Raw genomic sequence first — 22,139 nt, forward strand, 5'->3', positions numbered from 1 at the left:
CAATATAGAGCCAACTGAGAAGCTGCTGTCTTAGGGTGTATAGATTATTCTACAGTGATCCCCATGCTTCGTGCAGTTCCTTCAACCATGCGCATTGCTGCTTCAACGTTAGCTGCGTTTAGGTCTTCCATTTTTAATTCAGCGATTTCTCTTACTTGATCGCTAGAAACTTTCGCAACTTTATTTTTGTTTGGTTCGCCTGAACCTTTTTCGATTTTAGCTGCTTTTTTCAATAGAACAGCAGCTGGCGGTGTTTTTGTAACGAATGTGAATGAACGGTCTTCGTATACAGAAATAACAACCGGAATGATCAAACCTGCTTGATCAGCTGTACGAGCGTTGAATTCTTTTGTGAATCCCATGATATTGATACCCGCTTGACCTAGTGCAGGACCTACTGGTGGAGCTGGAGTTGCTTTACCTGCAGGAATTTGCAATTTAACGATTTTTTCTACTTTCTTTGCCACGAGACATACCTCCTTAAGTCCGTGATGTGGTTAATTGGAGATGCATATTTCTCCTCCCACGTTTTATCTGATCTGAAAAAATCCAGACAAATAATGTGCAAAACAATGCACACTGGTACAGTATAGCAAATTTATTTGTTTTTTCAAGATTTTTTTCTGCTATTTTTACATTTTGCTTGAATAAACGCTAAATTTATTCTAAAAAAACAACAATTTTTCGTTCCCATTTCTTCTTTTATGTTACACTTGCGCTAGCATGGTTCAACAGATGAAAGCAAACAATAACACGGTTTTTTAGACCCTTGTACAAAGATTCCTACATAACAAAATGAGGTGGAGAAAATGAAAGATTTAAGGTATAGAAGTGTCTTTGATATTATTGGACCTGTGATGATTGGTCCAAGTAGCTCTCACACTGCCGGAGCTGCTAGAATCGGGAAAATCATACGTAGTATATTTGGCGAACAACCTGATTCTGTAGATATTTATCTATATGAATCATTTGCAAAAACCTATCGGGGGCACGGAACAGATATTGCATTAGTTGGCGGTCTGTTAGGGATGGAACCCGATGATGAACGTTTAGCTGATTCTTTGAAATTGGCATATGAAGCCGGTATGGAAGTCTTGTTTGTTCCTAAGAGTGAAAAAGCCGAACATCCAAACTCTGTAAAGATGCTTCTAAAAAAAGGAACACGAAAGCTTTCAGTCACCGGCATTTCGATCGGCGGTGGCAATATCCAGATTTCTGAATTGAATGGATTCAAAATTTCTTTAAGCATGGGTACTCCTACCTTGATCGTTGTCCACCAAGATGTTCCAGGTATGATTGCTAAAGTGACTAGTATACTTTCTGAGACCAATACAAATATCGGTACTATGACAGTGACACGGGAATCAAAAGGCGAAAGTGCCATCATGATCATTGAAGTAGATAATCCTCAAGTTGAAGAAACGGTAAAAAGACTCAAACAGCTGCCAAATATCGACAGCGTAAATTATTTCGATTAAGGAGCTAAAAAAATGTTTTTATCGATTGAAGAATTAGTAGATCAAGCAAAAGCTTATCCAAGTGTAGCAGAATTGATGATTGCAGTTGAAATGGAAATGAGTGGCCGTTCCCGTAGTCACATCATCGAGATTATGGAAAAAAACCTCTCAGTAATGGAACAATCAATCAACGAGGGAAAAGAAGGTGTTACCTCCGTCACAGGAATTACCGGTGGTGATGCAAAAAAATTAGATGATTATTTAAATGAGGCAGACTTTTTAAGTGGAGAAACAATCTTAAAAGCTGTACGCAATGCTGTAGCTGTTAATGAAGTCAATGCAAAAATGGGGTTGATTTGTGCTACACCGACTGCCGGAAGCGCGGGTGTTGTTCCTGGTGTGCTGATGGCTGTCCGAGATCGGCTTGATTTGACACATGAACAGCAATTGGAATTCTTATTTACCGCTGGCGCTTTCGGGTTAGTTATCGCAAACAACGCTTCTATCAGTGGTGCAGAAGGGGGATGTCAAGCAGAAGTTGGTTCTGCAAGTGCAATGGCAGCAGCAGCTTTGGTTTGTGCAAAAAATGGGACTCCTCATCAAGCAGCACAAGCAGTAGCCATTACATTGAAAAATATGATGGGACTGATTTGCGATCCCGTTGCAGGCTTAGTTGAAGTCCCGTGTGTCAAACGTAATGCTTTAGGCTCTTCTCAAGCTTTTATCTCTGCTGATATGGCATTAGCGGGTATCGAAAGTGTCATTCCGCCGGATGAAGTCGTTGCTGCAATGTACCAAGTCGGACGTCAAATGCCGTCGATTTTCAAAGAAACAGCAGAAGGTGGCTTAGCTGTTACGCCAACTGCTAAACGACTTGCGGAAGAGATTTTAAATAAGAGGGCGTGATAAAGCTCCTTAATTTCGAGTATTAAGAGATTAGTTATCTTCATAACAAAAAACGAAGAGAGGACTAATTGCCCTTCTCTTCGTTTTTTATTAATCCATCAATTTCGTATTTTTTACTTCATCGATCGTTTTTGTTCCTGCAAGTTGCATCGTGATCGACAATTCTTTGTTCAGGTGTTCAAAAACAGATGTTACTCCTTCTGCCCCACCTAGATTCAACCCATAAATCACTGGTCGGCCAATCGCAACTAAGTCAGCACCACTTGCCAGAGCTTTGAAGACATGCTCTCCTCGACGGACACCAGAGTCGAAAATCACTGGTACACGTTTGTTGACTACTTCGGCAATTTTTGGCAATACTTCAAAGGAAGCAGGACCTCCATCTAATTGACGTCCACCATGATTGGATACCCAGATACCATCTGCCCCTGCAGAGATAGCGATTACTGCATCTTCTGGCGATTGTATTCCTTTTACGATAACTGGAAGATGGGTGATTTCTTTGATTGTTTTGATGTCATCTGGTGTCAAGCCTTGTTTTGCAGCTGCATAAATTTCTGCGATTCCTTTTCCTTCGCCATTACCACTTGCACTTTGTTCGCTATACGCAGCTAAGTTAGGCATTGGTAATGGAAATTGGAATTGATTGATGACGTCTTCTTCACGGTAACCACCGAGCGTTGAATCTGCCGTTAAAATGATAGCTTTAGCCCCTGCTTCTACTGCTTTGTTCAAAATGAACTCATTGAATCTGTCGTCTTTACTCATATATAATTGGAAAAACTGCGGTGCGCCTGGCGCTGCATCGGCTGCGTCTTTGATTGTCGTATTTGCATAAGTGCTGATGGAAAAGATTGATCCAGCAGCAGCTACTCCTTTAGCTGTATCAGCTTCCCCTTTTTCATGTGCCAATCCTTGGGCCGCTGATGGCGCTTGGATAATCGGTGTATCTAATTCAATTCCGAAAACAGATGTATGCAAATCGGCTGAGTCGATTCCGCGTATTATCCGTGGCATGATTTTCTTTGTATTAAAAGAAGTCGTATTTTCTTTCATCGTCCACTCATCTTCAGAACCACCGCGAATATAGCCAAAAGCTCCTGCTTCCATGCGCTCTTTTACACGACCTTCTAGTGAGGCAATGTTTACAATATCGATTGGATGTTCTTCATTACTTGTATGATAAGTCATAGTAGATCCTTCTTTCATCTTCTTGATTACATATAAATCATACTAAACTTACAAAAAGTAAGCAAACATTTACTCTCAGATACTTTTATCGCTATTCTTTCCAAATAAATCGACTTACAAGCTGATCTACTTCTTGGTTTTCATGAAGCATACTATGAGAGGCATTTTCACCTGTCACTACTTTTTCCTCTATTTCATTTCCGCGTTGCTTCAACAACGCATAGACCGCTAATGCACTGTTTAACGGTACTGTTCCATCACTCAAGTCTGTTTCATCTAGTTGACCAGCAATCAAGAAAAATCGAGTGGTTATAGGAATATTACCGATCATTTGCTGGTAATCTTGATAGCGGTTAGAAACGACAGCAGGCCCCTTTGCTAACTCATCTGTCAGAGACTGCGCACTGTCATCGACAAAATCATTAAAAGGCGCGCCAATTGCTGTTAATGTCTGAACTTGTGGCAATGACGTATCCTGTCCATACGTTCCTAAATAGCGTAGTGCACTAACTCCTCCCATGGAATGCCCCACTATGTTGACTTTATCTATGCCGTAGTTTTCTTTCAGATACAAAAGACAAGATTTGATCCATTCTGCTTGATTCCACTCGTTATTTTTATTATCTTCAAACAATACTTGGACCATCGGATTGTCTGCTTTTCCAGACAAATCTCCTGTTGCTTGTATTTGTCCATCTGTTCCTACTGTTAAAACCAATTCTTTTACTGCTTGCTGATTTTTTTCCAAACGCCGCAACATCCCTTTAAAGGAATTTTCTGTCCCGCTGTAGCCGTGGAAAAAAAGTGTTGGAATAGTGGTTTTTTCTATCACTTTACTGGATTCTGCCGTTTTTTCTTTATCAGAAACTTCAGTAGTATTTATCTTCGTCGTCTGGCAACCACTTAACGCAAACAAACTGATAAGGACTAAAGCTGCTGCAGTTGCACGTTTGCATAAATTTTTGATTGGTTCTGTCATACACCTCTTCCTTTCCATATAGAAAAAAAGAAAGACTTGAAAGGCCAATCATATGATCGACATTTCAAGTCTCTTTATTAATCGATTTTATCTACTTGATCGAAATCAAGTTCTGTACTGGTTTCACGTCCAAACATATCGATGTTGACTTTCAATTTTTCTTTTTCTCCGTCAACTTCTGTTACTTGTCCTTCTAATCCAGCAAATGCGCCTTCGATGATTTTCACGACTTCGCCAACTTCTACTTCTAGATCATTTTGTCGCAGGCTCATACCGATAGAACGCAAGATATGATTGACTTCTTCTGGAAGTAATGGTGCTGGTTTGCTTCCGGCTCCGTGTGAACCAACGAATCCTGTCACACCAGGTGTGTTGCGGACAACATACCATGAAGCGTCTGTCATGATCATTTCAACAAGTACGTATCCTGGGAATGTTTTATGAACGATTTCTTTTTCTTTCCCATTTTTGACTTCAGTTTCTTTTTCTTCAGGAACAACGACACGGAAAATAAAGTCGGCCATTTTCATACTTTGCGCACGAGATTCGATATTTGCTTTTACTTTGTTTTCATATCCTGAATATGTATGCAAGACATACCAGTTTTTTTCAAAAGATTCCATTGAAGGCTCCTCATTTCATTGTAAAATAAAAAAACCTCAGTACACCCGAAGTTTTTCTTTCGCTTCATTATAGCACTAAAAGTACGTTGTGGCTAGCGAGTTATTTTAAGATCCAGCCAAATAAGCTTTGGATGGCTGTATCCATTACGTAAAACATCAATCCGAAAATAATAGAAGTTTCGATGACTACTAACGTATCTTTACGGAGTTGTTTTCTGCTTGGCCAAGTTACTTGTTTGATTTCATCTTTTACGCTTTTTAGAAATTTCATGAGACAACCTCCCTTGCTACTGTTTATTTCGTTTCTTTATGTAATGTATATTGATTACAATATTTACAAAACTTATTGATTTCCAAACGTTCGCCGCTTTTTCCTTCACTGACTGATTTTGTGTAGTTGCGAGACCCACAAACGGAACAAGCGAGTGCTGCTTTTTTCTTTGCCATTTACTTCTGCCCCCTTGCTGAGAATCAGACTTATACTTCATAACAGTATCACGTAACTTTTTACTTGTCAATTTGTGAAATAAACTATCTATTGTTTTGGATAAAATTATGATATGATTAATTTGAAATTAAGCTAAAATGAGACAATTGGAGGTATAGCGATGCTATTAAAAACACTTGTATATAAGAAAAAAGATCTGACAACCGTTACAGAGACTAGTACATTAGAAGAAGCATTAAAAATTTTAGAAACTTCCGGATACCGTTGTGTGCCGATCTTAGATTCTTCAGGTAATATTTTCCGTGGAAACATTTACAAAATGCATATCTATCGTCATAAAGCAAATGGCGGTGATATGACGCTTCCTGTCACTCATCTTTTGAAAAACGCTACAAAGTTCATTTACCTGGATACTTCTTTCTTCAAAGTATTCTTTACGATCAAAGAGCTTCCTTATATTGCTGTCCTTGACAGTGAAAATCATTTTTATGGTATTTTGACACATAGTACGTTGCTTAATATGCTCTCTCAATCTTGGAGCGTAGAACAAGGAAGCTATGTACTGACAATTGCTTCCACAGGAAAGCAAGGAGATTTGGCTGCTATTGCAAAAATCATTTCAAAACACAGCAGCATTGCCAGCTGTATTACTCTTGATATCGAAAAAGACGAATACATTCGACGTACATTGATCACGCTACCGGCTAACACTGAAGCGAAAGTATGTGAAACGATCGTCAACCACTTAGAGAAAAAGAATTATAAAGTGGTAGAAATTGAAAATTTGCAAAACCAAGAAGCATAATCAAAAAGCGAAAAAAGAAAACAGCTAATCTGCTTTCTTTTTTCGCTTTTTATAATTAGACACGCTTTTCAAAATCAAGCGCGCGATCTAAATAATACATCAATGGTGCTGAAACAGCCATGACGATAAACTCACTTAATGCAAGCGTGCCATAGGTTGTCCAAAATGCTTGGCCACCTGTTGGAACTAACATATAAGCAATCAGTCCCATGCTGATGGTAAAGAAGATCGTGTTCAATACTAAACGCATCTTTACATTTTTCACTTTGTTTTGCAATAAAGCTGTCAGGCCTAAAGAAAGCAATGTTTGGCCGCCACCAAAAACCACATCCATGATACCAAAACCAAAGAAGGCATTATAGACGATGACCCCGCCTAAAACTCCCCAAAGCAATTTACGGTTAAAGACAACTAAATGATTCAAACTTTCTGAAATACGAAACTGGATCGGCCCTGAGGATACAGGCGCAACTAAAATAGTTAACGCTAGATAAAGAGCCATGATGATGCCATTTACAACGATTACGGATAACCGTTGTCTGCTTTTCGTTTTTTGCATTTTCTCTCCTCTTTTCTCCTAGTTTTTTTAACGCGGGATGGTTGATGAACCGCGGTTATGTGAAACAAACAATAATTATAACAGACTTTTCATTTATTTCAATCCGTCTTATCTGCTTTTAAAAAAGCAAAAGCTTAAATAATGTAAACGTTTGCTAAAAATCGTGGGATATGGTATAAAGTAAGTGTAAGGGGTCATAAGAATTCCCAGTAAAGCAGACGAAGTAGGATCTGCAAGAACAGAATTGTTGTGAAACTTAAATAAATAAAAAAGGATGTGGGAATTTGAGCAACCTCTTACTAGAGAACGGTCTAGCAAGCAGCTGAAGATCTAAGTGGACATGCCGAACCTTGGAACTTCTCCTTACGTAAGTAATGGATCATGCGCTTGCTAGGCTTTTTTGTGTTTTTCGGTCTTCGGACCTTTTTCATTTTCCTAGACTTCTGCTATAATAACCAAGAATTAATTTTGTAACAGATTTTTTTGAAAAAACAAGTTTCTTTCATTCAAAAAATAGAAAAAGCTTGCTAATTATTGGTTAACCAGCAAACAGGAGTATTAAAATATCTTGTTTTATTGAATAGCAGGAGGAAATTATGAAATTCCATTATCATATATTGATCAATCCATCGGCAGGCAGCGGAAATGGCTATAAAGTAGCAGAAAGAATTTTACCGGTATTAAAAAATAAGCATATTGACTATACACTTCATTATAGTGAATACAAAGGACACGATGCTGAGATTGCTGAAACTTTGGCAAAAGAAACATTGATTCCTTGGATAGAAGAAGAACAGAAAACAATCGATATTTTCCCCCTTTTGATCATCGTAGGAGGTGACGGCACCTTACATCAGGTACTTGATACTTTCTATCAGATGGAAGTAGAATTCCCAGTTGCTTATATTCCAGCAGGTTCTGGAAATGATTTTGCTCGAGGGGCAGGCCTTCCAAAAAATCCCAAAAAAGGACTTCAGCTGATTTTAGCAGCTCAATCACCAGAAAAAGTCCACATAATGGCTTATGAAGAAAAAATAAGTGAAAAAAAAGGAATAGCTGTTAATAATTTCGGTATAGGATTAGATGCAGCTATCGTCCATGCGACAAATCATTCTTCCACAAAAAAGCGATTGAACAAATACAACTTAGGATCATTTTCGTATTTATTCTCTATTCTCCGTGCTTTATTCACTCAAAAAGGATTTCCAATTCTGGTAGATGCAGGAGGAAAACAATTAAGTTTTTCAAACGCATTTTTATGTACAGCAACGAAGCATCCTTTTTTTGGCGGAGGAATCGCGATTGTTCCAACTGCTGATGCGTCTAAACCAGTCATTGATTTTGTCGTGGTCGAACGAATCAATTTCTTTAAAATCTTGTGGCTCATTCTTTTACTTATACAGAAAAAACAATTGAAATCGAAATATTTCCATCACTACACAACAAACAGATTACGTATCGTTTCAACAACACCGCAACATGGTCAAGAAGATGGAGAAGAAATGGAAAAACGACCTTTTGATATCACAATAACCACAACTAAACAGTTGTTTTGGTGTTAATAAAAGAGGTTTTGTCAGAAGCTACATCTGGAACACCGTTTATTCGGAAAAAAGGACTGTGACACGACTTTTGTCACAGTCCTTTTTTTACTATGCAGTTAATTCTTTGCCCAATTGGGTTGCCATCGATAGTTTCTTTCTTTACCCAAAATAAATTGGATCATTGAAAACACCGCAGCAAAAGCAACTAAGACACAACCATTGAACCAAAAAGATTCTGCAAATGTTTGATTGTAACTGAGTGTTTCACTGATCAAGTTATTATTTTGAACAAACCAATATGTTGGTGTGAATGCCGCTATTTTGCTAACCATTTCTGGCAAGTATTCTGCTGGTACAAACACCCCACCGATAAAGCAACTGCCTGTGATAAAAATATCTTTGATCCCACTGCTGGTTTCTGAGTTTTTTACCAATGAAGTGATACAAGCCGAAAAGCTAATGACCGGCAATAAAAACAAGAAAGTATTTAAAATATGATACCATACCGTTATATCCCACGAGGTGTGGATCACTAACAGAACCATTAGAAGTAAGAAGCCACTGAACAACAGCAGCGAGTAACTAATCAAACTAAAGGTTACTTTGCGATTCAAGTTTCGTTTGGTAATGGGCGCACTCTGGTTTCGTTTACTGATCTCTTTGCGATTAAACGCTAGATTGATGACGCTGAAACCGCTAAAAATGGATAGAAACAACCCATAAGACAAGAAATTAAAGGTTGTGCCCGTCAACAGCTTTTTCATCCGCTGACTATATCCCGCACTTAGCTCAACTTCTCCAGTAACCGAGAGTGCCATTTGTGTCTGTTCCATAGCTGCATCGATTGTTTTATCTTCTTCTTGAAACAGAATCAGTGTTTGCAAAAAGGTGTTCACTTGCTGTGTAACAACTGTTTTAGAAAAGGCATCTGGGCGACTCTGTATCTTGATCGTCGGCATCTTTCCTACTTCGACTTGTTCGGTAAAGTCTGCAGGCAGATGTAAGATAATGTTTACACGATTAAAATAAAGAGCATCATCGATTTCTTTTTGTGAGGTTCCATCCAATGTAACGACTGTTTCCTTGTCATTCAAATATTTACGAAGGCCATCGACTACAGGCGACTCTTCTTCACTAATCAAGGCGATTTTCGCATCTTGCAGAGAGGTATTTTCAACATCAATATTTTGCGCAAAAAAGAATGTGGCAACAACAGTGATAATTACACCTATCAGTAAATTCGATTTATTTGCTTTAAGCAATGTCCAAATCGTTTTATAAAGCGTCATAACGCACCCCTCTTTCCATCCAAGCATTTCCTAACGCAAAAAGGAAAATAAATCCGATCAACCATAGAAGATTGGTATAAAAACTAGCCAAATCAGTGTAGAAATAAAGTTTATACAAACTTTCGCTGATCAAGTTGACGAGATTTAATTGACCAACAATCGGAATATGAAGATCAATCCAATACTTCACTTGTTCCGACCCCATCATACCAGCAAAAAAGCTCATCGCAATCGTCACTGAAATCAAGATGCTATCCTTTTGCACCAGATTCATTTTTGGTATCAAATTACCAACCAATGTACCTAACAAAATCGCACACAACGACCCCAGAGCGGTAACAATCATCAACCATTGCCAACGTTCACCAAAGTCTACTTGATAGATAAAACGAAAGACAGCTAACATAATATAAATCTCTGTCAAAACAATCGTAAAGCTTGCTGCCAAATTAGCGATTGAAACTAACGATTGCTTTCTAGGAATCAAGGACAAGCGAATACCATTTGACGATTGATTTGCTTGCTGATCCTGTACATTGCGGACCCCCCACATCGTCCCGTAGAGAATCGCCATTCCAATCAGAGTGAAGAAATAAAAACTTTTGAAACTCATATTACGACCTGCATGAACTTCTTGAAAAGATACTTCTTGTTCAAAAACAGTCATGATGGGCGCGAGATCAACGTTCTCCACTTCTGCCACTTTACTCGAAATTATACCAATACGCTGTAAAAATTGATCCATGACGTTTTTCATCAACGTCTGACTCATTCCTGCTTGACCCACATGGAGCGAAACAGATGAACCATCAATGAGATAAAAACCAGCCAAATCATCTGCATTTAGCTTTTCATTCGCTTCTACTTCCGATAGTTCCTGTACTTCAAATAATGGTTTATCATTGACTTCGACTTGTTCTAAGACTGTGGTAAAATTTTCCGAAAGCGCTGTTTGATCCGCTTTGATTACAATTCCAGTATTAATCGTTTCGAGATTGCCACCTTGATCAATCTCGCCAAAGGCCGCCATAAACATCAATCCTAAAAGAATTGGAAAGGCCAATGTCCAAAACAACATGGATTTATTTCGCAGCAGTATTTTTGTGCGATATTTATAAAAATGCCAAAACATTATTTCCCCTCCTCTAGTCTCTCAAATCCTTGCCAGTAATCTCTAAAAAGACATCATTCAAGGACGCTTCTTTGGTTGCTATTTTTCCGTAACTGATCTTTTCTTCTTGTAAGATTGTAAGAATCGGCAACAATACTGTATTTAGTTCAGTAGTTGTTACTTGGAGCTGACCTTTTTTATAAGCGATTCCATCAGAAGCTATTGTTCGCTGAATCGCTGACAACACGTTTTCTGGGAGTAATGGGATGTCGATCGTCAAACGATCCGCCGTCCGTACCATATCTTTTAGAGATTCTTTGGTTCCTTTAGCAATCACCTGTCCTTGATCCATGATCACGATCTGGTCGCAAAGAATTTCTACTTCTTCCATGTAATGTGTTGTATAGACAATGGTTGCTCCTTGTCGATTCAGCTCCTTGATACTTTCTAAAATTTTATTCCGACTTTGGGGGTCTACAGCTACTGTCGGCTCATCTAAAAAAATTAACCGCGGCTTGTGGGCAATCCCACATGCGATGTTCAACCGACGTTTCAAGCCACCACTAAGTTCTCCTGGACGAAACGAAACATATTTTTCTAATCCCACTAATTGAATCACCTCTTCAATCAAGGCTTTCCTTTTCTCTTTTTCGGAAACATATAAACCGCAAAAATAATCGATATTTTCTTGCACACTTAGTTCGTCAAAGACCGCAACGTCTTGAGGAACGACCCCAATCATTGCCTTGACAGCATAATTTTCAGGAGTCATTGTTGTCCCGAACAATTTAATGGTTCCTTTGTCATAATTTAACAAAGAAAGCATACAGTTGATGGCAGTCGATTTCCCACTGCCGTTTGGTCCTAACAGACCTAAGACTTCTCCTTCTTGTACTTGCAGATCAAAATGATTCAATGCTACAAAATCTCCATAGCGTTTGACTAATTTATCAATTTCGATAATCATCATGAAAAACTCCTTCCAAATTTCTTGTTGATCTGACTATAATAAAGTGCAAGAAAAGAAACTAGTGACGATTGGCTAAACCACACATGACATTTGTCACAATGAAGGAGTCTGCTATGCATAAATCTCGGCTACTCAACGAAACTAGCTTTCTACTGGTTATCTCATTGCTTTTGCTGGTAAGTCAAGGATTCGTTGCTATGCAAGTTATCTATTTATTGATCGCCGTTTTATTCACTGGTGTCAGTTATTTACTGCCTACAAAGCCAAATTGGATTTTCCAAGTTATTCTATTTCTTTTATGTGCCTTTTTACCTGATCTTGTCCTGTTTCTGCCAGCGACGATGCGAGTGATCGCCCCTGAAGAAAGCCACCTTGATTACTTGTTTTTGTTAGGTTTTTTGTTGATTTCGACGGTTGGTAATCATCCCCCCATCAAGGTCGCCTTTGTCGTAATTTTGCTGTTTTTTTCCTTTTACTTACGAAAAAAAGATCAACGAACGACCGATCTTGAGAAAAAGTACATTGTCTCCAAAGATACTCATTGGGAAAAACAACAAGAGTTATCGGAACAAAATAAAGCATTGGCCCTGTCACAAGAAACACAATTAGCCTTGCAAATTGTGGAAGAACGGAACCGAATTGCCCGAGACATCCATGACAATGTCGGTCATCTGCTGTCAAGTGCGATTTTACAAATTGGTGCGCTTGAAATGATCAATCAAGAACCAAAACTAAAAGAACCATTAGAAAATTTAAGTGCCACCGTTCACACTGGGATGGATCGGATTCGTCAAAGTGTCCATGACCTCCATGAGACATCGATCTCTTTTCAACACTCCTTAGAGTTTCTGATCGCTGATTTTCCTTCTTCTGTTACGATTGAAGGAAACTTGTTTGAAGGATTGAATGAAACGCAGCAAAACTGCTTCTTAATGGTCATCAAAGAAGCCTTAACCAACAGTATCAAACATAGTCATGCCAAAACCGTTGTTTTACATTTTCGAACGTTGCCGGCCTTTTATCGCTTGCAAATCACGAATGATGGCACCAGCCCACAAAAAAATTCTGCTCCCGGTATTGGTTTGAAAACGATGCGTCAACGTGTTCAAGAACAAAAGGGACAAGTCCATATTTTCCAAGAAAACCAGCAATTTCAGTTAACGATCATTTTACCAAGGGAGGGACACCAATGATAACAGTAGTCATTATTGATGATGATCCATTTGTGACGAAATCGTTACAAACCATTTTAGAAAGCACGAAAGAGATCCGTGTGTTAGGCATTGGTCATTGTGCCAAGGATGCGCTAGTCTTATACGAAACCCATCGTCCCGATGTTTTGCTGACGGACATCCGCATGCCTAAACAAACGGGCATCGATGCTGCCAAAGAAATTTTGGCTAAATTTCCCAAAGCCATCCTTTTGCTTTTGACGACATTCAAAGATGAAGAATACATCCGCGAAGCATTTTCCATCGGTGTCAAAGGGTATTTAATCAAACAGAACTTGCAAGCGATTATTCCTTCTGTCAAATCCGCTTATAATGGACAGGCCGTATTTGGTAATGAAATCATCGAGACTTTCACTCAAATGTTGAAGAATAAACCGACGATTGATAGTCATGCTTATGCTTCTTTTAGTGAACGTGAGCTTGCAATCATCAAAGAAGTAGCTGCCGGGAAAAACAATAAAGAAATTGCAGATGCCTTGTACTTGAGTGACGGCACTGTTCGCAATTACATCAGCCAATTACTAGAAAAGCTAGATTTACGGGATCGCACGCAATTGGCTATCTATTTTTATCAGCATTTGCAATAAGTCTTATCTAACACAAAAAAACCTGAATGATGCTCCTTCGCATCATTCAGGTTTTTTTCACATCTTCTATTCAATTGTCCCGCAAACCATTTCCTCACGATTGAAAGAATCAAGGATTCGCAGGGCTGCCAGGATTCGTTGGATTGTTCGGCGTGTTAGGCGGAAAAATAGGCGCCTTGTCTAACGTTTTTTCTAGTTTTGATTCTTCACGATCGTCTCGTTCTACATCAGGACTTTCATTCAATTTGAATTCTTTTTCCATCTCATCTAACTTTTTAAAGTCATTGCCAGATTCTTTTGCTAATTTCGCTAATTTATCTTCGGTTTCTTTAGCCATAAAGTAACGCCCCCCTTTTGATTTCAGCTTAGCATATCACACTGAAAAAACAAAAGAAAACGCTAACCAACGATCATTTTTAGCTATTTCTCATCTTTAAAATCAAGCATTTTTTGCCGGTATAAAATCGTAGGGAGAACTGTTTTCCATACCAATCATCGGATCTACTAACTGGTTATCGATCACTTCTGCTGTAAGAACGAAATCTTTAGAAACAGCAGGTTCTACCTCTTCTTTCTTTTCTTCTCCAACAAATGAAGAAAACAGATCTGGTTCCACTGTTTCCGTTACTTGTTTTTTCGATTCATTCGTCCCACTGTCATCTTCTACAGGTAGCTTTTCTTTTACAACCCGTGGCTCTTTTGTATAGTTCCCATCTTCAAATGGATCATTTCCGACCAAAGAATCTTCATAAGCTGCTAGTTTGGTCCGGAGAGTGATATTCATTTTATCATTATCTATGATCCTTGATTTCAACGTAGTCATCCGGCTTGCTGATTCATTCGCTACACAAGTGACATAGGCTTGCTCTTCCCCTAACAAAATCAACAGTTCCTTACTGCGGGTCACTGCCGTGTAGAGCAAATTACGCTGAAGCATTCGCTGATATTGATGGACCATGGGCAAAATAACCATCTTGAATTCACTGCCTTGTGATTTATGGATTGAGCAACAATAAGAAAGAGTGATTTTATTCCATTCGTTTCTTTTATAAGTGACCTCATTTGCATCAAACTGGATAACTAATTCATCCACTTTATCTTCAGAATCTTTTGCCAAGATGATACCCGTGATTTCTCCCATATCTCCATTGAATACATTCAATTCGGGAGTATTGACTAATTGGAGGACTTTGTCTCCTATCCGATAAACGGTGTCGTTCCAATGTACTTCCTTTTTTCCAGGTTTCCCTGGATTGAATATCTCCTGCATCATTTTATTTAACGCATCGATCCCTGCAGGTCCCCGATACATTGGTGCTAATACTTGGATATCTTGTGCACGGAATCCCTTATTTTTCGCTTTTTCCACAATTTTAGAGATCAAGGGTTCAATTTGATAAGCATCACTTCGGAAATAGGAACGATCTTTTTGATTCTTTGTGAAATCTTTTGGCAGACGTCCTTCTTTGATCTCATGGGCAAGAGGAATAATACTAGAACCATCACCTTGCCGATAAATCTGATTGAGTTCCATTTTGGGAATTTGTTCGATTTCCAAAAGATCATGGAGTACTTGACCAGGACCGACAGAGGGAAGCTGATCTTTGTCTCCTACTAAGATAACTTGCATATTCGTCGGAATCGCTTTGAATAATGTGTTAGCCAGCCATGTATCGACCATAGACATCTCATCAACAATCAAAAGTCCGCCTTCTAATTCTTTCGTACTGACTGAAGGTGTTTTTTCCCGTCCATTCAGCCCCAGAAGACGATGGATCGTACTGGCAGGCAGACCTGTCGTTTCGTTCATTCGTTTAGCTGCTCGGCCAGTTGGTGCTGCAAGTAGAATAGGAAAAATTTCTTGGGTATATTTTGAAGGATCCAATTCCAGTCCGTTCAACTCTGCAAAAAGATTGACGATTCCGTTGATCACAGTAGTTTTCCCCGTACCTGGTCCTCCTGTTAAAATAAATAGAGGGGAACGGATTGCTTCAGCGATAGCTTGTTCTTGCGAAGGTCCATACTGTATGCCGAATATTTTTTCGATACGCCGAATATTCTTCTGCACTTCTTTTTCAGGATAATGGATTTCTTTTTTACGACTGAGAAGGCGCTGGATCGAATTACCGATCCCCCATTCAGAAAAGTACAAACTGTTTTCGTAAAGATTAGTCTCTTCTTGTTGTATCTTTCCTTCTTCAACAAGTTGGATAATTACAGTAGCAACCTGATCAGGCTGGATTTCAATTGGGCGACTTGTTTCTAAAATACGGATCGTTTGCTGAAGCAATGTCTCCGCCGGTACGTATGTATCTCCTGTTTGAACTGCATGCTGAAAAATCTGATGCAAGATAGCTGCTCGAATTCTTCTCGGTGAATCTGCTGCAATACCGATTTGTTCGGCTAGATTATCTGCACGTTTGAACCCGATTCCTTCTATGTCTTCGACTAGCTGGTACGGATTTTCTTCGATGATATCCAAAGACTCGTTCTTATAGGCCTGGTAGATACTGAAAGCTAACTGACTACCGAACCCGTAACGATTCAGTCCCATGATCACTTGATCCATCCCGTGGTTTAGCCGAATCGTCTCAGCAAGCATTTCTCTTTTTGGCTTCGTCAAACCGGAGATTTGTTTTAATACCGAAGGATCAGCAATGATTTTTTCGATAGCATCTTCTCCCAGCAATTCTACAATTTTTTCTGCTGTTTTCTTCCCGATTCCTGGGAATTTTTCGCTGGAAAGATACGCTACGATCCCATTTGCAGTTGTTGGCTTTTCTTGCTCATATCTTTCGAGTTTAAGCTGCCTTCCGTATTTAGGATGATCCACTAATTCTCCATAAAAACGATAAGTCTCATTTTCTTGAATATCGCCGAAACTTCCGGTGACTACAATCTCTTTTTCACGGTAATCAGCTGTGGTTTCACTGATGTGTACCAAAAGCACTTTGTAAAAATTACTAGGATTTTGAAAAAAAATCGCGGCAACTGTACCAACGAAATAAGGCATTTCTTCTGGCTGCATCGGAAGCCGCCTCCTTCTTCTATAGTAAAGGTTCTGGTGCTGTTTCAGTTCCTAAAAAATCTGTTTGGTTCCATACTTTCAGTTCATATGGCAATAATCTGCAAGGCTCTTCAGTCTCTAAAATCGTCAAACTACTATTGAACAATCCACCCATTTCACGCAACTCACTTAGCTCTTTTCCTGTCATCCATTGAATAGCTGCAGTTAAAGAAGCTCCATGTCCTACGAATAAAAGTGGGCCATCTTTATGTTGGGCAACCGCATCTGCTACAACAGTTTCGATACGTGTGATTGCCGATTCAATCGTTTCTCCGTGAAAAGGAGAAGGATCATACAGATCTAAATGATTACGCAAATTCGGCAGATTATCCGGATATTTCTGGTACATTTCATCGATCGACTGACCTTCTAAAGTACCCAGCCCTAGTTCTCTTAGCTTATCTGTATAAAAAATCTCTACCGGACGAGCAAGCTCTTTGTTGATACCTTCTGCTGTATCACGTGCTCGCTTTGCTGTACTGGAATAAATTGCTTTAAAAGGAACATATTTTACCTTTTTCCCAAATGCTTTGATTTCTTCGTAACTTTGTGGCAAAAGCGGAGAATCGCCATTGCTCCCTTGAAAACGTCTTTCCTGATTCCATTGTGTCTTCCCATGTCGGGTAAAATATAGTTCCATACGCAGCACTCTCCTGTCTTTCTTTTATTTTACTCTATAATAAACTGTCTAATCCAGCTTGTCATTTTCATAGTGATGCGTCAATTCTAAATTAGGGAATCCTTGCTGGCGAAGTGCTTCATACACTATCATTGCAGCTGTATTCGATAAATTCAATGAGCGGACATGCTCATCATTCATAGGGATGCGTAAACACTTTTCTTCGTTTTCACGCATAAATGTTTCTGGCAAACCGGTTGTTTCTTTTCCAAATAAAAAGAAGTGCTCTTCTCCATCAGCAAAATTTTCGTCACTATATACTTTATGGGCAAATTTTGAGATCAAATGTAGTTTACGATTACCTAAAAATGTTAAAAAAGCTTCTAAATTACTGTGGTAAGTAATATTTACATCATTCCAATAATCCAACCCTGCCCGTTTTAGATGTTTGTCATCAGTTGAAAAACCTAGTGGCTCGATTAAATGAAGCGGAGTATTCGTGGCTGCACACGTACGGGCAATATTTCCAGTGTTTGCAGGGATTAATGGTTCAAATAAAACGATATGATTCATCAGGATCATTCCTCTCATATTTATGTTCGTTTCTATTTTCTGACAATTTGATTTTTGCATAAAAAAAAAACGTATCAACTCGGTGTCAGTCACTGCGAGTCGTTACGTTAGTGAAGCTCTTCTCACTAACTTTTATCAGAACAGGAACCTGATAAAAACCAATGAAAAAACAACTTGTTGCTAATATAACACCCTCAACTTTTTTTTGCAACCTCTACTCATTAAAAACTGCTAGAAAAACGCTTTCTCTTAGTTCCTTTTAATAATTCTATGTCAATTGTAATCTTCTTCAAAGGATTCTTATATAAGTCTGCTTTGATTCGCTCTTCTACCTGCCATTCTAAAGGTGACATGGCCAAAAGATCTTTTTGATTTTCCTCTGGTATCTCAAATTCATAGGTTACACGCTGACGTTCAGTTAATTTCATTGCTTCAGCAAACTTAGCTACTACACGTTCATTGGAATAACTCTGTTTTTCAGGTTGATTCGGATAAAAAGCCTGACGTAGTTCCTTTAAATAATTTTCTTGTGGCACCACCTTCAACACTTCTCCATCTTCTGAGAGTACACGTTGGAATTCTTGGTAATGAGAAGGCGAAAAGATATTTAAAACCGCGTTGAATGTTTGATCAGCAAACGGCAAATTGGTCAAATCAGCTACACACCAAAATGCTTCGGCAGATTGTTCTGTAGCTGCGTAGACTCCTTCTTTTGAAATATCAAATCCAACAGCATTTTGAATCTTTTTCAATTTTGAAAGTTCATTCAAGAAGCTACCTTCTCCGCAGCCAACATCTAATAGCGAGACTTCTTCAGGTAAATGCTGCGCAATAGTCTCAATAACGGGCTGATACATGCCAGATTGGATCATTCTACGCCTTGGAACGAACATTCCTTGATCGTATTCTGTTTTAACCGCATGGGATAAAAAATAAAGTGTTCCTTTTTTGGAAAGGTCAAAACGGTGATTATTTTTGCATATCAAGCCATTATCAGACTTTTTTACTTCTTCTTGGCAAACCGGACAGCGGAACAGCTGATGATTTTCTGCCAAAAACTGGCGTCCTCGGTCAATTTTTTTTAACATACTTCCCCCTCATTTCTGTTTTATCTTACCGTTAGATGCTCACTTTGGCAACTGCTAAAAATATGATACAATGCCTAGAAGAAAGTGAAAGATAAAGGAGAAGATTAGATGATCAAAGAATTTTGCGCTGAAAACTACACATCTATTCCTCTAGCAATTGCTAGAGGAGCCGATCGGATCGAATTGTGTGACAACTTAGCGGTCGGTGGCACAACCCCGAGTACTGGTGTGATCGAAGAAACGTTAAGTTATGCTGGGGAAAAAGATATCCCCGTAATGACGATTATTCGTCCTAGAGGGGGCGACTTCGTCTATAACGATATCGAATTGAAAATCATGCATACTGATTTGATTGAAGCAAAGAAATTAGGGACGGATGGCGTAGTATTTGGTTGTCTTACTCCTTCAGGCTGGCTAGACGAAGAGGCCTTGGAACTATTGATCGAAACAGCAGAAGGGTTGCAGATCACCTTCCATATGGCTTTTGACAGTATTCCTGAAGATCGGCAATTCGAAGCAATCGATTGGCTGGTAGAACATGGTGTTGACCGTATCTTGACTCATGGCGGTCCTGCTGACAAAACTATTGTAGAAAATTTCCCACGGCTTAAAGAATTGATTGCCTATACAGATGGCCGCTTAATCATTTTGCCTGGTGGTGGTGTCACTGCAGAGAATGCAGCACATGTAGCTAAAGAATTGAACGTAAGCGAAGTACACGGAACCAAAATCGTGGATCTTCAGTTATAATCTTATAAACAAAAAAACATTTGCAACAGGCATAATGCTTATTGCAAATGTTTTTGTTTTTTTACATAAAATAGCCCATAAATAAAGAAGCAATATTGAAATAAATCAGTACACTCGTCAAATCGCTCAAAGTCGTGATAAAGGGGCCGCTTGCTACTGCTGGATCAAATCCTAGACGATCCATTAGCATCGGGATTAAACTACCTGCAAGATTCGCCACTGTGATTGCAAATAGCATAGCCATCCCTATGACAAACCCCAAGATAAAATTATGTTTCCAAAAACCTACGATTAGAAAAATCGTGATCCCCGTAACAGCTCCTGTGACAACGCCGGTCAAGACTTCAGCCAAAACAAGTCGAACAAATCCATGATCTTTCTCATCAGAAATCGCAAGTCGACGAACAGCCACAGCTAGCGACTGGGTTCCAGCATTACCGGCAGTTCCTGTAATCAGCGAAATGAAGACTGCTAAAATACTCGCTTCACTTACCAAGTCTTCATAGTGACTGATTAAAGAAGCGGTCGACATACCTAAAAACAACAGAGTGATCAGCCAAGGCAAACGTCGAGACGCTGCCTTTACTGGATTTTCATTAATTTCTTCCACATTGACCCCGGCAAGTCCTGAATAATCGCTAGCAGCTTCATCATCAATAACGTCGATGATATCATCGACTGTGACGATTCCTAACAAATGATCATCATAATCGGTAACAGGAAGAGCTAAGAAGTCATAATCCCTAAATGTTTGTGCCACATCTTCTTGGTCGTCGCCTACATGAACTGAAAGCACTCGTTCGCTCATCAGATCAGAAATCATTGCGTCGTCATCATTCACGATTAGGTCGCGCAGAGAAATAACCCCTACTAGCTGACCTTCTTGATTAACGACATAGATGTAATAGATTGTTTCAGCTACATCTGCTTCGTTCTTCAGCACGTACATCGCAGAGCGAACAGTTTGATTGGCTACGATCGAAACAAATTCAGTTGTCATGATCGCGCCAGCTGTTTCATCCTCGTAATGGAGAAGTTCCTTGATTTCACTGGCATCGTCTGCCGACATCAAACTTAAATATTTAGCAATTTGCTTTTTATCCAGCGTATTAAGCAAGTCAACAGCATTATCTGTATACATCTCAGAAAGCATATCAGCTGCATAGCTAGGACGCATTTCATCTAGGTATTCTTTCATATGTTCGTTGTCTTCTTCAATCACATCGAACATATCCGCTAATTCTTTAGGCGACAGATAGGAATAGATCAGCTGTCTGTTCTCTTCTGTAAGAGATTGGTAGAATTGCCCCTGCTCATAGATATGCATCTCTAAAAAACTGTTTCTGAATGCCTGAATATTATTTTCCCTTAAATCTTGAGTCAACTGGGCAAATCTTTCCTCTAATTCTTGATTTTCATCCAAACCAATCTCACCTCGCCTTATTCTTCAAACCGTCTCACAACTGCCTCCATGTCTGCGGCTAAAGGCTGCTTGAACTCCAGCAACTCTTCTGTAAATGGATGGTAAAAACGCAGATCATAACAATGAAGGGCTTGTCTTTTTATTCCCAGATCCATTCGCCCGCCATACATATCATCACCGAGCAGGGCACAGCCAATTGCGGAAAAATGAACTCTTATTTGATGTGTCCTTCCTGTATGCAGCTGGATATCAACTAACGCGATTTCTGTTAGTCGCTTCTCTATCCAGTACTCAGTCTGTGCCGAACGTCCTTCATCAGAGACCATTCGCTTCAATAGCGAAGAATAATCTCGGGCGATCGGCAAATCGATATGTCCATGTGCCGATAAATCTGAAAGCCTTCCACTGACTAAGGCCTGATATTTTTTCACAAACTTCTTTTCACGAAGTTGCATATCTAATTTTGCGTGCGCAAATCCATGCTTTGCAAAAAGCATCAAACCAGATGTATCCCGATCTAGTCGCGTCACCACATGGATTACTTGGTTTTCGTAACCTTTTTTTTTATAATAAGCCTTTACACGATTAGCCATTGTCCCATTTGGATGGTATTGGGCAGGAATAGACGAAACGCCTGCTGGTTTATTTACTACCAGAACGTGTTCATCTTCATACACGATATCGATCGGTGTTTCATCCAAAAGTACGGTTTCATGTTCTCCTTCAGCAGGAATCACAATGGTTACCTTATCATCCTTAGCTAGAGAAAACAAGACATTTTCTACTTGATCATTAACTTTGATTTGACCGCCTTGAAATTTTATTTTCGCTAACAGACCCTTTGAGATCCCTTTTTCTTTTAAAAAATATTTTACTTGCTGAGAATGATCTTTCTCATAATCCCATGTAAACTGCATA

The 22,139-nt window shown here is 39.2% G+C and carries 24 protein-coding genes and 1 riboswitch; of the genes, 7 read left to right on the forward strand and 17 right to left on the reverse strand.

Going from position 1 to position 22,139, the window contains the following annotated elements:
- Nucleotides 1-44: 44 nt before the first annotated feature.
- Nucleotides 45-467 (reverse strand): 50S ribosomal protein L11, encoded by a 423-nt coding sequence (gene rplK / locus IGL70_RS11115; protein WP_002291638.1) that lies wholly within the window; start codon nucleotides 465-467, stop codon nucleotides 45-47.
- Between the two features lie 342 nt (nucleotides 468-809).
- Here rplK and sdaAB point away from each other — a divergent pair, with 342 nt between their 5' ends.
- Both sdaAB and sdaAA read left to right on the forward strand, forming a co-directional pair.
- Nucleotides 810-1,478, forward strand: coding sequence for an L-serine ammonia-lyase, iron-sulfur-dependent subunit beta (gene sdaAB, locus IGL70_RS11120; protein WP_002307114.1), 669 nt, complete (start codon nucleotides 810-812; stop codon nucleotides 1,476-1,478).
- A gap of 12 nt (nucleotides 1,479-1,490) precedes the next feature.
- A complete protein-coding gene (gene sdaAA / locus IGL70_RS11125) occupies nucleotides 1,491-2,363 on the forward strand; it encodes an L-serine ammonia-lyase, iron-sulfur-dependent, subunit alpha (protein WP_002294584.1) in 873 nt (290 codons plus the stop codon).
- Between the two features lie 90 nt (nucleotides 2,364-2,453).
- Here the strand turns inward: sdaAA and IGL70_RS11130 are convergent, their stop codons facing one another.
- From IGL70_RS11130 to rpmG, 5 genes are all read right to left on the reverse strand, one after another.
- Nucleotides 2,454-3,554, reverse strand: coding sequence for a lactate oxidase (locus tag IGL70_RS11130; RefSeq protein ID WP_104873877.1), 1,101 nt, complete (start codon nucleotides 3,552-3,554; stop codon nucleotides 2,454-2,456).
- A 91-nt stretch (nucleotides 3,555-3,645) separates the two neighbouring features.
- A complete protein-coding gene (locus tag IGL70_RS11135) occupies nucleotides 3,646-4,533 on the reverse strand; it encodes an alpha/beta fold hydrolase (protein WP_010829736.1) in 888 nt (295 codons plus the stop codon).
- A gap of 77 nt (nucleotides 4,534-4,610) precedes the next feature.
- Nucleotides 4,611-5,156, reverse strand: a complete 546-nt coding sequence (gene nusG / locus IGL70_RS11140) for a transcription termination/antitermination protein NusG (protein ID WP_002294580.1) — start codon at nucleotides 5,154-5,156, stop codon at nucleotides 4,611-4,613.
- 100 nt (nucleotides 5,157-5,256) lie between these two features.
- The gene (gene secE / locus IGL70_RS11145; RefSeq protein WP_002294579.1) at nucleotides 5,257-5,427 is read right to left on the reverse strand and encodes a preprotein translocase subunit SecE; all 171 of its coding nucleotides are present in this window, start codon (nucleotides 5,425-5,427) and stop codon (nucleotides 5,257-5,259) included.
- 23 nt (nucleotides 5,428-5,450) lie between these two features.
- Nucleotides 5,451-5,603: a 50S ribosomal protein L33 gene (gene rpmG, locus IGL70_RS11150; protein ID WP_002294578.1), complete on the reverse strand. Its 153-nt coding sequence runs from the start codon at nucleotides 5,601-5,603 to the stop codon at nucleotides 5,451-5,453.
- 161 nt (nucleotides 5,604-5,764) lie between these two features.
- Here rpmG and cbpA point away from each other — a divergent pair, with 161 nt between their 5' ends.
- Complete coding sequence (gene cbpA, locus IGL70_RS11155) at nucleotides 5,765-6,409, forward strand: cyclic di-AMP binding protein CbpA (protein WP_002294577.1); 645 nt, start codon at nucleotides 5,765-5,767, stop codon at nucleotides 6,407-6,409.
- Between the two features lie 55 nt (nucleotides 6,410-6,464).
- Here the strand turns inward: cbpA and IGL70_RS11160 are convergent, their stop codons facing one another.
- Nucleotides 6,465-6,968, reverse strand: coding sequence for a QueT transporter family protein (locus tag IGL70_RS11160; RefSeq protein WP_002294548.1), 504 nt, complete (start codon nucleotides 6,966-6,968; stop codon nucleotides 6,465-6,467).
- 12 nt (nucleotides 6,969-6,980) lie between these two features.
- Nucleotides 6,981-7,027, reverse strand: a riboswitch (PreQ1 riboswitch).
- Nucleotides 7,028-7,564: 537 nt separating this feature from the next.
- Here IGL70_RS11160 and IGL70_RS11165 point away from each other — a divergent pair.
- Nucleotides 7,565-8,530 (forward strand): diacylglycerol/lipid kinase family protein, encoded by a 966-nt coding sequence (locus IGL70_RS11165; protein WP_002318552.1) that lies wholly within the window; start codon nucleotides 7,565-7,567, stop codon nucleotides 8,528-8,530.
- Nucleotides 8,531-8,628: 98 nt separating this feature from the next.
- Here IGL70_RS11165 and IGL70_RS11170 read toward each other — a convergent pair whose 3' ends face one another.
- From IGL70_RS11170 to IGL70_RS11180, 3 genes are read right to left on the reverse strand one after another with little or no spacing between them, the layout of a single operon-like run.
- Nucleotides 8,629-9,801 (reverse strand): ABC transporter permease, encoded by a 1,173-nt coding sequence (locus tag IGL70_RS11170; protein WP_104765620.1) that lies wholly within the window; start codon nucleotides 9,799-9,801, stop codon nucleotides 8,629-8,631.
- Nucleotides 9,788-10,933, reverse strand: coding sequence for an ABC transporter permease (locus tag IGL70_RS11175; protein ID WP_002294551.1), 1,146 nt, complete (start codon nucleotides 10,931-10,933; stop codon nucleotides 9,788-9,790). The genes IGL70_RS11170 and IGL70_RS11175 overlap by 14 nt, the downstream gene beginning before the upstream one ends.
- A 13-nt stretch (nucleotides 10,934-10,946) precedes the next feature.
- A complete protein-coding gene (locus IGL70_RS11180; RefSeq protein WP_002324227.1) occupies nucleotides 10,947-11,879 on the reverse strand; it encodes an ABC transporter ATP-binding protein in 933 nt (310 codons plus the stop codon).
- An 86-nt stretch (nucleotides 11,880-11,965) separates the two neighbouring features.
- Between IGL70_RS11180 and IGL70_RS11185 the strand changes: the two genes are divergently transcribed.
- Nucleotides 11,966-13,075 carry a sensor histidine kinase gene (locus IGL70_RS11185; protein WP_002317394.1) on the forward strand — a complete coding sequence of 370 codons (1,110 nt, stop codon included), beginning with the start codon at nucleotides 11,966-11,968 and terminating at the stop codon, nucleotides 13,073-13,075.
- Complete coding sequence (locus tag IGL70_RS11190) at nucleotides 13,072-13,701, forward strand: response regulator transcription factor (RefSeq protein ID WP_010726334.1); 630 nt, start codon at nucleotides 13,072-13,074, stop codon at nucleotides 13,699-13,701. The genes IGL70_RS11185 and IGL70_RS11190 overlap by 4 nt, the downstream gene beginning before the upstream one ends.
- A 109-nt stretch (nucleotides 13,702-13,810) precedes the next feature.
- On the opposite strand, the gene IGL70_RS11195 is transcribed toward IGL70_RS11190, so the two are convergent.
- From IGL70_RS11195 to IGL70_RS11215, 5 genes are all read right to left on the reverse strand, one after another.
- Nucleotides 13,811-14,038 (reverse strand): hypothetical protein, encoded by a 228-nt coding sequence (locus IGL70_RS11195; protein WP_002289596.1) that lies wholly within the window; start codon nucleotides 14,036-14,038, stop codon nucleotides 13,811-13,813.
- 102 nt (nucleotides 14,039-14,140) lie between these two features.
- Nucleotides 14,141-16,729 (reverse strand): SF1B family DNA helicase RecD2, encoded by a 2,589-nt coding sequence (gene recD2 / locus IGL70_RS11200; protein ID WP_113792430.1) that lies wholly within the window; start codon nucleotides 16,727-16,729, stop codon nucleotides 14,141-14,143.
- Nucleotides 16,730-16,748: 19 nt separating this feature from the next.
- Nucleotides 16,749-17,408, reverse strand: a complete 660-nt coding sequence (locus IGL70_RS11205) for a histidine phosphatase family protein (RefSeq protein ID WP_002294557.1) — start codon at nucleotides 17,406-17,408, stop codon at nucleotides 16,749-16,751.
- 48 nt (nucleotides 17,409-17,456) lie between these two features.
- Nucleotides 17,457-17,960: a tRNA (uridine(34)/cytosine(34)/5-carboxymethylaminomethyluridine(34)-2'-O)-methyltransferase TrmL gene (gene trmL, locus IGL70_RS11210; RefSeq protein ID WP_002289592.1), complete on the reverse strand. Its 504-nt coding sequence runs from the start codon at nucleotides 17,958-17,960 to the stop codon at nucleotides 17,457-17,459.
- A gap of 221 nt (nucleotides 17,961-18,181) precedes the next feature.
- Nucleotides 18,182-19,048, reverse strand: a complete 867-nt coding sequence (locus IGL70_RS11215; RefSeq protein ID WP_002294559.1) for a methyltransferase domain-containing protein — start codon at nucleotides 19,046-19,048, stop codon at nucleotides 18,182-18,184.
- Between the two features lie 108 nt (nucleotides 19,049-19,156).
- On the opposite strand from IGL70_RS11215, the gene IGL70_RS11220 reads away from it, so the two are divergent.
- A complete protein-coding gene (locus tag IGL70_RS11220; RefSeq protein WP_002294560.1) occupies nucleotides 19,157-19,798 on the forward strand; it encodes a copper homeostasis protein CutC in 642 nt (213 codons plus the stop codon).
- A 61-nt stretch (nucleotides 19,799-19,859) separates the two neighbouring features.
- Here IGL70_RS11220 and mgtE read toward each other — a convergent pair whose 3' ends face one another.
- Entirely contained in the window at nucleotides 19,860-21,221 is a 1,362-nt protein-coding gene (mgtE, locus tag IGL70_RS11225) for a magnesium transporter (protein WP_002294561.1), read from the reverse strand.
- 17 nt (nucleotides 21,222-21,238) lie between these two features.
- Complete coding sequence (locus tag IGL70_RS11230) at nucleotides 21,239-22,138, reverse strand: RluA family pseudouridine synthase (protein ID WP_010728074.1); 900 nt, start codon at nucleotides 22,136-22,138, stop codon at nucleotides 21,239-21,241.
- Between the last annotated feature and the right edge of the window lies 1 nt (nucleotide 22,139).

This window comes from Enterococcus sp. DIV0901a, assembly GCF_051711525.1.
Lineage (GTDB): Bacteria > Bacillota > Bacilli > Lactobacillales > Enterococcaceae > Enterococcus_B > Enterococcus_B faecium.